This is a genomic window from Rothia sp. 88186D007BW, assembly GCF_053544215.1.
This window is the reverse complement of sequence record NZ_JBPPTR010000012.1, coordinates 12030-25209: the sequence shown is the minus strand read 5'-3', so window position 1 is coordinate 25209 and position 13180 is coordinate 12030. Positions and strand designations below refer to the sequence as shown.

Below are 13180 nucleotides of genomic sequence, written 5' to 3'. Positions count from 1 at the left end.
CTGGCCCCGCGCTTTTGAGAGCAGACACAACTTTGGAGGAAGACCCGTATGGCCCTGACGGCATCGGTCAAAGAAGAGCTGGCACATTATGACGCCACGCGCTCATCTGTGCGCAAAGCTGAGGTAGCCACAATCTTGCGCTTCACGAACGGTCTGCACCTGGTGCAAGGCAAAATTGTTGTTGAAGCCGAAGTTGACCTTGAAACGACCGCTGAGCGCCTGCGGTACAACATTGCTGAAATGTATGGGCACGACGCTTCTATTACGTCTATCTCTGGCGGTGGTTTGCGCCGGGGCGGACGCTATGTGGTTCGTGTCGAAAACGGCGGTGAGGCTTTGGCCCGGCAAACTGGTTTGTTAGATGGGCGCGGGCGCCCTGTGCGCGGTCTGCCCCCTGCTGTGGTTAATGGTTCTTTGGCTGATGCTGAGGCTGTGATGCGTGGCGCCTTCCTTGCTCACGGTTCTTTGACGGAGCCTGGCCGTTCTTCTGCCCTTGAATTTACCTGCCCTGGCCCTGAGGCCGCTTTGGCTCTGGTGGGTGCTGCCCGCCGTTTGGACGTTATTGCTAAGGCCCGTGAGGTGCGTGGGGTTGATCGGGTGGTAGTGCGTGATGGTGAAACTATCTCTCTTCTGCTTGAGCGTATGGGTGCGGTTAATGCCCTGGATAATTGGCGCGAACGCCGTGCCCGTAAAGAGGTTCGGGCAACTGCTAACCGTCTGGCAAATTTTGATGATGCTAACTTGCGACGTTCAGCCCAGGCTGCTGTAGCAGCGGGTGCTAGGGTTGAGCGGGCCCTGGAGATTTTGGGGGATAAGGTTCCTGAGCATCTGCGTTATGCCGGTGAATTGCGGGTTGCCCACAAGCAGGCTTCTTTGGATGAGCTGGGTCGTCTTGCTGAGCCTCCTATGACTAAAGATGCGATTGCAGGGCGTATTCGCCGTCTGATTGCTATGGCTGATAAGCGGGCTGCTGAGCGGGGGATTGCTGGGACTGAAGCAGGCGTGAACGGGATTAACCAGCTGGACTAGCCTGTGTGGGTTTTTGTTGGTTTCTCTGTGGTAGAGGCGGCGTTCACCTGCCCTCACCACCTATAAACCCCTGCCTTCGTGGAAGGAAGTGGGGGTAGGCGTCCGTAAAGGCAGGTAAGGGCACCTAAGAAACCGACAGAAACACACCAAAACTCACATAAAGAGGGTATGATGGTTATTGAACCGGATAAGAACTGACATCTTGTCCACCAGCGTCACTAACTGTACCTAGGAGTTTGATTTCAGTGACTGTACGTGTAGCAATTAACGGCTTTGGCCGCATCGGCCGCACCTTCTTCCGTGCAGCAACCCAGCACGGTGAAGGCTTCGAAATCGTTGCTATCAACGATCTGACCGACATCAAGACCCTCGCCCACCTGCTCAAGTACGACTCCATCATGGGGCGCTTTGATGGGGAGATTACTGTTTCAGACAACAACCTGGTCATCAACGGCAAAGAAATCAAGGTACTTGGCGAGCGCAACCCCGCCGATTTGCCCTGGAAAGACCTGGGCGTAGATATCGTCCTCGAATCTACCGGCTTCTTCACCGACGGTGAAAAGGCAAAGGCCCACCTAGAAGCTGGTGCCAAGAAGGTTATTCTCTCAGCCCCCGGTAAGAACATTGATGGCACCTTCGTCATGGGCGTCAACGACGACCAGTACGATTCAGCCACCATGAACATCGTCTCTAACGCTTCCTGCACCACCAACTGCCTAGCTCCCATGGCTAAGGTGCTTAACGATAAGTTCGGCATCGAAAAGGGTCTGATGACCACCATTCACGCCTACACCGCTGACCAGCGCCTCCAGGATGCCCCCCACTCAGATTTGCGCCGTGCCCGTGCAGCAGCCCTGAACATGGTGCCCACCTCCACCGGTGCGGCAGCAGCAGTTGGTCTGGTTCTGCCTGAGCTCAAGGGCAAGCTCGATGGTTTCGCTGTTCGCGTCCCCACCCCCACCGGCTCCATCACCGACCTAACCTTCACCGCCTCCCGTGAGGTCACCGTTGAAGAAGTCAATGCGGCTGTCAAAGAAGCTGCTGAAGGCCCCATGAAGGGTATTATCACCTACTCTGAGGAGCCCATTGTCTCTAAGGACATCGAAGGTGAGCCTGTCTCCACCGTTTTCGATGCCCCCCTGACTAAGGTCATTGGGGACCAGGTTAAGGTTATTGCCTGGTACGACAACGAATACGGTTACGTTTCTCGTCTGGTCATGTTCACAAACAAGGTAGTTGCAGCTCTCTAAGCTTGTCATACACCGGTCTGATGTGAGACTCCCATAAGATAGGGTTAGCGAATGGTTCCGTAAAGCGCCATTGGCTAACCCTAATCTGTATCTAAAAAGCTAGGCCACCACCTCTTGGTAGGGCTAGCACCCACCCATTTACTTTGACATCAACGGAGATGAATACTTCTATGGCTAAGACTCTTGCAGAGCTTATTGACAGTGGCCTAGCTGGCCGCCGCGTTCTGGTCCGCTCCGACCTGAACGTCCCCCTCAAAGACGGCACCGTCACTGATGACGGCCGCGTGCGCGCCTCCTTGCCCGTGCTTCAGAAACTGGTTGATGCCGGTGCCCGCGTCATTGTCACTGCCCACCTGGGCCGCCCTAAGGGCCAGGTAGACCCCCAGTATTCCATCAAGCCCGCTGCTGAGCGCCTGGCAGAACTAGCAGATTTTCCCGTAGCCATCGCAAGCGATGTGGTGGGTGAAGATGCCCAAGCTAAGGCTGAGGCCCTGAAGGACGGCCAACTGCTGGTTGTCGAAAATGTGCGCTTTGATGCCCGCGAAACCTCTAAGGACGATGCTGAGCGCGCCGAATTTGCAGCAGAACTGGCAGCCCTTACCGGCGAGAACGGCGCCTATGTGAACGATGCTTTTGGTGCTGTGCACCGCAAGCACGCCTCTGTCTACGATATTGCCCAGAAACTGCCCGCTTACCTGGGGGACTTGGTCAAGACCGAGGTTGAGGTGCTACAGAAGGTCATTAAGAACCCTGAGCGCCCCTTTGTGGTGGTCATGGGCGGCTCTAAGGTCTCCGATAAGCTGGCTGTCATTGATAACCTGATTGGCAAGGCTGATGCCCTGCTCATTGGTGGCGGCATGGGCTACACGTTCGCTAAGGCCCAGGGCCATGAGATTGGAAATTCCCTGCTGGAAGAAGACCAGCTAGAGAACTGCAAGCGCTACCTCCAAGAGGCACCTGCCCAGGGTACTAAGATCATTACCCCTGTCGATGTGGTGTGGGCAGAAAGCTTCTCCAACGAGGCCCGCAAAGAGGTGCGCCCGGTTGATGATATGACCGGCGGTGAGATTGGTCAGCAGGGCCTGGGCCTAGATATTGGCCCTGAGACCCGCCAGCTCTTTGCCGATACCATCAAGGAAGCCAAGCTGGTCTTCTGGAACGGCCCGGTCGGTGTCTTTGAAATGGAGTCCTTCGCTGCTGGCACCAAGGCGGTTGCTGATGCGCTGGTAGCATCAGAGGCTTTCTCTATCATCGGTGGCGGCGATTCAGCCTCTGCTGTGCGCAACCTGGGCTTCTCAGATGACCAGTTCAGCCACATCTCCACCGGTGGCGGCGCCTCCCTGGAATACATTGAAGGTAAAACTCTGCCCGGCCTTGAGGCACTGGGCGCCTAAAAACGCCCCGCGGCAGTGAACCCACCTGGCAGCTGTGACTGCCTAGAGGCAGGACGCCGCACCCGCTGCGTACTGCCCCACCCACCGCAGAATTCGCGAAAGGAACGAGCCCATGACTCGCAAGCCCCTCATCGCAGGCAACTGGAAGATGAACATGGATCATACCGAAGGTGTGACCCTGCTCCAGAAACTGGCCTGGACCTTAGATGACACCAACTTTGACTACGACACCGCCGAGGTCGCTGTCTTCCCTCCCTTCACTGACATCCGCTCCGTGCAGACCCTCGTCGATGGCGATAAGCTCAAAATCGTCTACGGCGGCCAGGACCTCTCAGACCAGGATTCTGGTGCCTACACTGGCGACATCTCCGGTGTCTTCCTCAAAAAACTTGGTGCCACCTATGTGCTGGTGGGCCACTCTGAGCGCCGCACCATTCACGGTGAGTCCAACGGTGTTTGCGCCGCTAAGGTGCAAGCTGCCTACCGTAACGAGCTCACCCCCGTGCTGTGTGTGGGTGAAGGCCTTGAGAAGCGTGAAGCTGGTGAGCACGTTGAGTTCACTCTCGACCAGCTCCGTAGCTCCCTTGAGGGCTTGACCGAAGAGCAGGCTCAAACCCTGGTGGTAGCCTATGAGCCTGTCTGGGCCATTGGTACCGGCAAGGTCGCAACAGCAGAGGACGCCCAGGAAATGGGCCAGGCTATCCGCCAGGAACTAGCGAAGCTCTACTCAGACCAGGTTGCTGATCAGGTGCGTGTGCTCTACGGTGGCTCTGTTAAGGCAGCCTCAGCCCCCGACATCATGGCCCAAGCGGACGTGGATGGCGTGCTGGTGGGCGGTGCTTCTTTGGATGCTACCGAGTTTGCTAACATCGCCCGGTACCAGGCCTAGAAACTTTTTCTGCTAGTCTACTTTTCCTTCTGCCAGATAAACGGCGTATAGTAGTTTGATGGCGCTTCGAGACGCTACCCAACCCGACTGAAAGGTTATGCGTGGAAACCCTCAAGATTATTCTGATGGTCATTATCGCTATAGCGAGTATTCTCACCATCCTGCTGGTTCTTCTGAACCGTGGTAAGGGCGGCGGCCTTTCAGATATGTTCGGCGGTGGCATGACCACCTCGCTCAACTCTTCAGGCATGGCCTCTAAAAACCTGATCCGCCTGACAGTCACCGTGATTTTGCTGTGGGTCTTTGCCATTATCGGCTACGCCCTGGTGATGCGTTTCTCAGAGGTTGCCGTCATTTAGGCTTACACCACAAAATATCCCCGCCCACCGGCTCACCGGTAGGCGGGGATATTTTTTATAGTCTCCAGGGCCCTTAGGGCTTAGAGCCTCTGGGCTTAGAGTTTCTGGCCTTAGAGGGGCGCCTGCAGGGCGTCCTCGGTAGCCAGGATCAGGGTCTCTAGCAGACCGCGGGCCCCGGCTGCTGGGGTCTGGGTAAGAATCTGGGCGGTCAACTCAGTCTCAGGCAGAGCGGACGCAGCCCGCAGCCGGGCTGTCGCCTCAGCCTTATCGCCACCGGCAACCAGGAACCAGATACGCTCTGAAAAGTTGATGACCGGCAAGGTTAGGCTTACCCGGGTGGGCGGGGGCTTGGGTGAATCGTGCACCGCAAGAGCTGTAGCTTCAGCCTCTAGAATCTCAGTGCGCTCAGGGAAAAGGGAAGCGATGTGACCATCGGGGCCCATCCCCAGCAGGGTCAGATCAAAGAGGGGAGAAGACTCACCTTCCGGGGCGTAACGGGCCAGCTCAGTAGCGTAAGCCTGGGCTGCATCTTCCGGGGTCTCAAAGACATCAGAGGCCCCCATGATGTGCAGGTTCTGCTCAGGCAGCCCCAGAGAATCAAGCAGGGCGTCCTTAGCCTGCTGCTCATTACGGTCAGCATGGCCGCGGGGCACAAAACGCTCATCAGACCACCAAAAATGCACCTTGGACCAGTTGACCGTAGCCTTCAGCGGGCAGGCAGCAATACCTTCAAGCACCGCAATACCCATGGTCCCGCCAGTAAGCGAAATATGGGCGATACCCCGGGCAGCAAGAGCAGTAGAGGCCACATGAATAATGCGGGTGGCACCAGCTAGCTTCAACTGCTCCTTATCCCGGTGGGGAACTACTACAGGGTTAGGCATCATAGACCTCCGTATAATCAGTGCCCTCTACAGGCTCATCGTCGGTATCCACATCAACCACAATCTTGCTGTTAGCAGCCACAGACTTGAGTACCTCGCCGTAGACCACATCAGGGTCAAGACGGCGCAATTCTTCAGCCAGGCAATCAGCCAGCGAACGGGCAGGCAAGGAAATCTGCTGGTCGGGCACACCAGGGGAAGAAATCGTGGCAATATTGCGGCCGGGGCGGTGAATAATAATTGAGCCATCTTCTCGTTCTAGCTCGACCTTATACAGACCACGCTGGGCATCAGTGGTGCGCAGGTGCACCTCAGCATCCAGACGATCTCCCAGCCAGGCACCCAGCAGAACCACCGAGGGGCTCATAGAAGAACCAGAAACTACCACACGCTTGACGGGGGCAGGCTCAAGCTGGTCGAAGACAGCAGCAATCTGAATACGCCAGAGAGTCAGACGAATCCAGGCCAGGTCAGTGTCCCCATCCTTGTAACTGGTCACCAGCTTCTTGAGCACACCCAGCGGGTTATAGGCACGGGCCGAATCAGTGATACGGCGCTGGGCAATCTTACCGATAGAATGCTCAGCAGGGTTCTCAGGCACCGAGTGCGGCCACCAGGCAACAATCGGGGAATCAGGCAGCAACAGCCCCGAAATCAGGGACTCGGTAGCTACAGCAGCAGACCCATAACCGCGCAGAATAATCAGCTCTGAGGCCCCAGCATCCCCACCGACATAAATGTGGGCATCCAGTCGGTCCTGAGCGTCCTGACCATAATCAACATGCACAATAATGCGGCAAGGGTGCTCATAGGAGGCCTTCAAAGCCGCCTCAACAGCGGTCTTAGAATGCCCCTTCTCAGCCAAAATAACCAAGGTCAGCACCCGAGAGGACGTCGTTGCCCCCTTCTCATTACGCAGGCGGGAGAGCTCCTTAGCAACTTTGCCCACAGTGGTTTCTTCAAGTTTTTTAATCATGCGCGCCTCCAAACACGGCCATCGCGTTCTAGCATTGCGTGGGCAGAAACCGGGCCCCAGGAACCAGGGGGGTAGGCTTCAGGTTTAATCTTGTGCTCTTCCCAGTATTCCTCAAAAGGGTCAAGAATCTTCCAGGAAAGCTCAACCTCTTCATGACGGGGAAAGAGCGGGGGCTCACCGAGCAGCACATCCAAAATCAGACGCTCGTAGGCCTCCGGTGACTCCTCCGTAAAGGAATGAGAATACCCAAAATCCATGTTGACATCACGAATCTCCATCTGCGTGCCAGGCACCTTAGACGCAAACCGCAAGGTCATACCCTCATCAGGCTGCACCCGAATCACAATCGCATTCTGCCCCGAACTATCGGCACTACCACCAAAGAGCAGGTTAGAAGTCTTCTTGAAAACCACAGCAATTTCGGTGACGCGGCGGCCCAGTCGCTTACCAGCGCGCAGGTAGAAGGGAACACCTGCCCAGCGGCGAGTATTGATATTCAACTTCAGCGCAGCAAAAGTCTCGGTACGAGAATCAGCAGGAATATCACTCTCATCGAAGAAACCATTAACCTCCTCACCCCCCTGGTTACCGGCAGCGTACTGGCCAATAGCGAAGGCAGTGGAAATATCCTCAGGAATCTGTACCGCCTCAAGCACCTTAGCCTTCTCAGCCCGCAGGTGCTCAGCATTGAAACTCACCGGCTCTTCCATAGCAGTCAAAGCCAGCAGCTGCAACAGATGGTTCTGAATAACATCGCGGGCTGCACCTACACCGTCGTAGTAGCCTGCACGGGTGCCGATACCAATATCTTCAGCCATGGTGATCTGCACATGGTCAACATAAGTGGCATTCCACAGAGGCTCAAACATCTGGTTAGCAAAGCGCAGAGCCAAAATATTCTGCACCGTCTCTTTCCCCAAGTAATGGTCAATACGGAAAACCGAATCAGCGGGAAAGACCCGCTCAACAATGGCATTGAGCTCACGGGCAGTCTTAAGGTTATGACCAAAAGGCTTTTCGATAATCACCCGGCGCCACCCATCATGCTGGTTATGGTTGGCCAAATCGTGATCAGCGAGCTTCTGCAAGACCTGCTCAAACCCCTTCGGAGGGATCGACAGGTAGAAAGCATGGTTGCCGCGGGTCCCCCTCGTCTCATCAAGCTCAGCCAAAGTTGCCTTGAGCTTCTCAAAGGACTCATCAGAGTCAAAGGTACCAGTGACAAAGCGAATGCCAGCGGCAAACTGCTTCCAGACGTCCTCGCGGAAAGGGGTGCGCGCATGGGCCTCAACATAGGTGCGTACTTCCTGCTGGAAGTCCTCGTGGCTCCATTCGCGGCGTCCGAAACCTACCAGCCCGAAGCTGGGAGGAAGCAAGCCACGGTTGACCAGGTCATAGACAGCTGGGAGCAATTTCTTGCGCGCAAGGTCACCGGTAACACCGAAGAAGACCAAGGAGGACGGGCCTGCCACGCGGGTCAGTCTGCGGTCGCGCGAATCGCGCAGGGGATTTGATTCGTGAGTGTTGGCCACCGCCGTGAATCCTTCACAGATTGGTTGGGGCGGCAGCTCCTCACATGGAGTGAAAGCTGCCGTGATTCTCATGTCTAGTCTAATGGCATCCACTAGCCCTATCGCACCTACAAGCAAGGCAGATACCCGCCACCAAGTGCGCGCAGTGAGGGTGGGGGAGAAAACCCCCACCCTCAGCGTGAGCTAGTTTTACTTCTGATCAGCCAGTGCGGCGGTGACAGTCTCGAGCAGTTCCTTCCAAGAAACCTCGAACTTCTCAACACCTTCGCTCTCCAGCTTATTGACCACATCCTGGTAAGAGATACCCACAGCTTCAAGCTGGTTAAGGATCTCGTTAGATTCCTGGTATGTGCCCTCAATAGCATTACCAGCAACCTCAGCATGATCGAAGATCGCCTCCAAAGTCGCCTCAGGCATAGTGTTAACCGTGCCAGGAGCCGCAATCTCAGTAACGTAGAGAGTATCAGGGTAAGCCGGGTTCTTCACACCGGTTGAAGCCCACAGCGGACGCTGACGGTTAGCCCCAGCAGCTTCCAGACGAGCCCAACGCTCAGAAGTGAAAGCCTGCTCATAGACCTCAAAAGCCAGACGAGCATTAGCCACACCAGCCTTACCACGCAGAGCAAAAGCCTCATCGGTGCCAATAGCCTCAAGGCGAGCATCAACCTCAGTATCTACACGAGAGACAAAGAAAGAGGCCACAGAATGAATCTTAGAAAGATCCTTACCGTTCTCCAGAGCCTTCTCCAGACCCAGCAGGTAGGCATTGATAACGGCGCGGTAACGCTCCAAAGAGAAAATCAGGGTGACGTTGACCGAGATACCTTCTGCCAGCGCCTCAGCAATCGGTTCCAGCCCCTCTTCAGTAGCAGGAATCTTAATCATGACGTTCTCACGGCCAACAGCAGAGTAGAGCTCCTTAGCCTGGGCCAAAGTAGCGGCAGACTCACGAGCCAACAGGGGAGAGACCTCAATGGAGACACGGCCGTCATAGCCCTGGCTGGCCTTGTAGATGGGAGCAAAAACATCGCAAGCATCACGAACATCGTCAATCATGGCAGCAAAACCTGCTGCCTCAGCTTCGGTACCCTCTGCTGCCAGCATCTTCATCTGCTCAGCGTAGGCTGCACCATCAGAAAGAGCCGCAGCAAAAATGCTGGGGTTGGTAGTCACACCGACCACGTTCTTAGTGTCGATGAGTTCTTGCAGGTTGCCGCTGGTGAGGCGCTCGCGGGAGAGGTCATCGAGCCAGATGGAGACGCCTGCGTCTGAGAGTTTCTGGGTGGGGGTAGTCATGGTTTCTTCCTTAGAACTGGTGGGGTTAGCGGGCAGCGGCGATGGATTCGCGGGCCTTAGCTACTACGTTTTCAGCGGTGAAACCGTAGTCGGCGAAGAGCTCTTCGGCTGAGGCAGAAGCGCCGTAGTGTTCCAGGGAGACGGCGCGGCCGGCTTCACCTAGAATATCCATCCATGGCATGGACAGGCCAGCTTCAACGCTCACGCGGGCCTTGACAGCTGAGGGAATCACAGATTCACGGTACTCAGCAGATTCTGCGGCGAACCATTCACGGCAGGGCATGGAAACGACGCGGGCGGCGATACCGTCTTCAGCTAGCTGGGTGCGGGCTGCTAGGGCAATCTCAACCTCAGAGCCGGTGGCAATGAGGATGACATCGGGGGTGCCCTCGGTATCTGCCAGCACGTAGCCACCTCGGGCTGCACCGTTTGCTGAGGCGAACTTCTCGCCCTCAGCATCTGCGTGCAGGTCTTCACGGGCTACGTTGGTCAGGTTCTGGCGGGAGAGCACCAGGCCAGCAGGGTGGTCCTTGATATCTAGGATCTTGCGCCAGGCTACGGCAGTTTCGTTACCGTCAGCGGGGCGCACCACATCCAGGTTGGGGATGGCGCGCATGGCGGTCAGGTGCTCAACGGGCTGGTGGGTGGGGCCGTCCTCACCTAGACCGATGGAGTCGTGGGTCCAGACGAAGATGTTGGGCACACCCATGAGCGCTGCCAGGCGGACGGCCGGGCGCTGGTAGTCGGTGAAGACGAAGAAGGTGCCAGAGAAGGGGCGGGTGGGTGAAGAGAGGGCGATACCGTTGGTGATAGCTGCTGCGGCGTGCTCACGAATACCGAAGTGCAGCACACGGCCGTAGGGGTGGCCGGTCCAGTTCTTGGTGGTACGGGACTCGGGGTTGAAGGACTTTTCGGTGTCGATGGTGGTGTTGTTAGAACCGGCCAGGTCGGCAGAGCCACCCCAGAGCTCAGGCAGGATAGGTGCAATAGCGTTAATGACCTTGCCAGAGGCTGCGCGGGTAGCAATGGAGGTGCCAGCATCAAAGGTGGGCAGAGCCTCGTCGAGTTCGGCAGGTAGCTCACCGGCTACCAGGCGCTGGTAGAGCTTGGCCTGCTCGGGGTTAGCTTCAGCCCAAGCGTCAAAGGACTTCTGCCATTCTTCACGTTCAGCGGCGCTACGCTCAATCAGGGCACGGGTATGCTCAAGGATCTCAGGCTCCACCACGAAGTTCTGTTCGGGGTCAAAGCCTAGGGCCTTCTTGGTGGCTGCTACTTCGTCAGTGCCTAGCTTGGAGCCGTGGATGCCGCCGGTGTTCTGCTTGGTGGGGGCGGGGTAGCCGATGATGGTGCGCAGCTCAATGAATGAGGGCTTATCGGTGACCTTGGTGGCTGCAACGATAGCTTCATAGAGAGCTTCGATGTCTTCCTTATAGTCTCCGCTGGCGGTCCAGTCAATCTTGGTGACATCCCAGCCGTAGGCCTCGTAGCGGGCTGCGACGTCCTCGGTGAAAGCCACATCGGTATCATCTTCGATAGAGATGTGGTTACGGTCGTAGATAACAACCAGGTTGCCTAGCTGCTGGTGGCCGGCAAGTGCGGAGGCCTCGGCAGTGACGCCTTCTTGCACATCGCCTTCTGAGGCAATGGTGAAGATGGTGTGGTCAAAGGGGGAGGTGCCTGCGGCTGCTTCGGGGTCAAAGAGGCCGCGCATGCGACGCTGGGCGTAGGCAAATCCCACAGCGGACGCCAGGCCCTGGCCGAGAGGGCCAGTGGTGATTTCTACGCCCTTAGTGTGGCCGTATTCGGGGTGGCCAGGGGTGAGCGCACCAGCAGTACGCAAGGCCTTAATGTCTTCAAGTTCCAGACCGAAGCCGCCCAAGAAAAGCTGGTTGTAGATGGTCATGGAGGTGTGGCCGGGGGAGAGGATGAAGCGGTCGCGGCCCTCCCAGCGGTCATCGCGGGGGTCCTGGCGCATAATCTTCTGGAAGAGCAAGTAGGCAACAGGAGCTAGGCTCATTGCGGTACCGGGGTGGCCGGAGCCAACCTTCTCTACGGCGTCCGCAGCAAGCACGCGAGCGGTATCAACGGCGCGCTGATCCTTCTCTGTCCATTCAAGCTTCTGATTCAGGTTAGGCATGAGCCGTCCTCTCTCAATCTGGCTACCCAGAAATATTCATACAACTTTTTCTTCTGCCAACCTACCGTAGCCTGCGGGGTTAGACCCGGCTAGGTGCACAGGGAAGCTGGCATAAGACGCTGTTTCCAGGATAGTGCACCTGCCCTGTGAATAGGTTCGGCGCACCCCGTGGGGCGGGCCCGATTTGAGCTGTCTTCTCCCTACTAGCCAGGGGGTAGGGGGCCGTTATACGATGTAATTTGACCAAAAGCTCATTTAGCGTGCTCACAAACCGACCATTACTGCATCAATGTGATGGCAACCACCAAAAAGGCGGGTGTGGGGGTGCTGAGGCATGCCAACGACGTCCGCGCCCCAACACGCCGAAAACTCCCACCTGTTTCACATAGTGAATCACCGGAGGGGTACCAAGAGAGCCGCACACACAACAGTCAAGGGAAGTCAGCATACGTGAAGAGCCATGGCATCAAGACCGTGATTGACCGTACCGAAAAAGGCCAGCAAACCCCCGCTGTGCCAGCACCCGGCCGCGTCTCCCTGGGCCGCAAAATCAAAGCCTATATTCAACTCACCAAACCCCAAATCATCGAGCTACTTCTGGTGACCACCGCCCCCACCATGATCTTCGCAGCCGGGGGCTTCCCCAACCTCTGGCTGGTACTCCACACCATGATCGGCGGCTCCCTGGCAGCAGGCGCCTCCTGCGCCTTCAACTGCTACATCGACCGCGAGGCCGACCGGCTCATGAAACGCACCGAAAAACGTCCGCTAGTCACCGGCGAACTGAGCGACCGAGAAGCCCTCATCTTTGCCTGGGTGCTCTCAATCATCTCAATTCTCTACCTCTACTTCTTGGTGAACCCGCTGGCCGCTGGCCTGGGCCTGCTGGCAATATTCCTCTACGTCGTCTTCTACTCCCTCTGGCTCAAAAAACGCACCAAACAGAACATCGTCTGGGGCGGCCTAGCTGGCTGCATGCCCGTATTTATCGCCTGGGCGGCCGTTGAGAACACGATTTCTTGGGCTGCTGTCGTCCTCTTTATGGTGATTTTCCTCTGGACGCCCCCACACTACTGGCCCCTATCTATGAAGTACGCCGAGGACTACCGCGCTGCCGGCATCCCCATGCTCGGAGCCACGGACTCCGCCAAGAGCGTCTCTGTGCAGGTAGTGCTCTATGGTTGGGCTATGGTGATGTGCTCTTTGCTCCTTGTGCCCCTGGGTGGTGCTGGCTGGGTCTACACGGCAAGCGCAGTACTCATTGGCGCCTGGTTCCTCTACCACTGCCACAAGCTGCACCGCCTGGCCTTAGCCGAGCAGGCAACTAGCCGCACGGCCATGGTAGTTTTCCACGGTTCCATCACCTACCTAACCGTGCTTTTTATCGCCCTAGCAATCGACCCCTTTGTAGGGGGCCCGGTGCTCCCCCTCTAA

General features: G+C 56.9%; 11 protein-coding genes. 6 read left to right on the top strand and 5 right to left on the bottom strand.

The features are described from left to right. Window positions 1-48 precede the first annotated feature (48 nt). From whiA to secG, 5 genes are all read left to right on the top strand, one after another. Complete coding sequence (gene whiA, locus ACEE09_RS07845; RefSeq protein ID WP_449083603.1) at window positions 49-1029, top strand: DNA-binding protein WhiA; 981 nt, start codon at window positions 49-51, stop codon at window positions 1027-1029. 245 nt (window positions 1030-1274) lie between these two features. Continuing rightward, window positions 1275-2279, top strand: coding sequence for a type I glyceraldehyde-3-phosphate dehydrogenase (gene gap / locus ACEE09_RS07840; RefSeq protein WP_449083601.1), 1005 nt, complete (start codon window positions 1275-1277; stop codon window positions 2277-2279). 170 nt (window positions 2280-2449) lie between these two features. Beyond that, complete coding sequence (locus tag ACEE09_RS07835) at window positions 2450-3673, top strand: phosphoglycerate kinase (RefSeq protein ID WP_449083599.1); 1224 nt, start codon at window positions 2450-2452, stop codon at window positions 3671-3673. A 112-nt stretch (window positions 3674-3785) separates the two neighbouring features. Next, the gene (gene tpiA, locus ACEE09_RS07830; protein ID WP_449083597.1) at window positions 3786-4562 is read left to right on the top strand and encodes a triose-phosphate isomerase; all 777 of its coding nucleotides are present in this window, start codon (window positions 3786-3788) and stop codon (window positions 4560-4562) included. Between the two features lie 101 nt (window positions 4563-4663). Further along, window positions 4664-4921 (top strand): preprotein translocase subunit SecG, encoded by a 258-nt coding sequence (gene secG, locus ACEE09_RS07825; protein ID WP_449083595.1) that lies wholly within the window; start codon window positions 4664-4666, stop codon window positions 4919-4921. Window positions 4922-5031: 110 nt separating this feature from the next. Here secG and pgl read toward each other — a convergent pair whose 3' ends face one another. From pgl to tkt, 5 genes are all read right to left on the bottom strand, one after another. Then, window positions 5032-5808 (bottom strand): 6-phosphogluconolactonase, encoded by a 777-nt coding sequence (gene pgl / locus ACEE09_RS07820; RefSeq protein ID WP_449083593.1) that lies wholly within the window; start codon window positions 5806-5808, stop codon window positions 5032-5034. Next, window positions 5798-6781 (bottom strand): glucose-6-phosphate dehydrogenase assembly protein OpcA, encoded by a 984-nt coding sequence (locus tag ACEE09_RS07815; protein ID WP_449083591.1) that lies wholly within the window; start codon window positions 6779-6781, stop codon window positions 5798-5800. Before ACEE09_RS07815 ends, pgl begins: the two co-directional genes overlap by 11 nt. Further along, window positions 6778-8313, bottom strand: coding sequence for a glucose-6-phosphate dehydrogenase (gene zwf, locus ACEE09_RS07810; protein ID WP_449083589.1), 1536 nt, complete (start codon window positions 8311-8313; stop codon window positions 6778-6780). Before zwf ends, ACEE09_RS07815 begins: the two co-directional genes overlap by 4 nt. A 189-nt stretch (window positions 8314-8502) precedes the next feature. Continuing rightward, window positions 8503-9609, bottom strand: a complete 1107-nt coding sequence (gene tal, locus ACEE09_RS07805; protein WP_449083587.1) for a transaldolase — start codon at window positions 9607-9609, stop codon at window positions 8503-8505. A gap of 25 nt (window positions 9610-9634) precedes the next feature. Next, window positions 9635-11746: a transketolase gene (gene tkt, locus ACEE09_RS07800; RefSeq protein WP_449083585.1), complete on the bottom strand. Its 2112-nt coding sequence runs from the start codon at window positions 11744-11746 to the stop codon at window positions 9635-9637. Between the two features lie 477 nt (window positions 11747-12223). Between tkt and ACEE09_RS07795 the strand changes: the two genes are divergently transcribed. Then, window positions 12224-13180, top strand: coding sequence for a heme o synthase (locus tag ACEE09_RS07795; RefSeq protein ID WP_449083676.1), 957 nt, complete (start codon window positions 12224-12226; stop codon window positions 13178-13180).

Bases quoted from the DNA above. Each gene is read 5' to 3' on its own strand.
- whiA (WP_449083603.1), top strand. From the start codon at position 49: ATGGCCCTGACGGCATCGGTCAAAGAAGAGCTGGCACATTATGACGCC.
- ACEE09_RS07835 (WP_449083599.1), top strand. From the start codon at position 2,450: ATGGCTAAGACTCTTGCAGAGCTTATTGACAGTGGCCTAGCTGGCCGC.
- tpiA (WP_449083597.1), top strand. From the start codon at position 3,786: ATGACTCGCAAGCCCCTCATCGCAGGCAACTGGAAGATGAACATGGAT.
- pgl (WP_449083593.1), bottom strand. From the start codon at position 5,808: ATGATGCCTAACCCTGTAGTAGTTCCCCACCGGGATAAGGAGCAGTTG.
- ACEE09_RS07815 (WP_449083591.1), bottom strand. From the start codon at position 6,781: ATGATTAAAAAACTTGAAGAAACCACTGTGGGCAAAGTTGCTAAGGAG.
- tal (WP_449083587.1), bottom strand. From the start codon at position 9,609: ATGACTACCCCCACCCAGAAACTCTCAGACGCAGGCGTCTCCATCTGG.
- tkt (WP_449083585.1), bottom strand. From the start codon at position 11,746: ATGCCTAACCTGAATCAGAAGCTTGAATGGACAGAGAAGGATCAGCGC.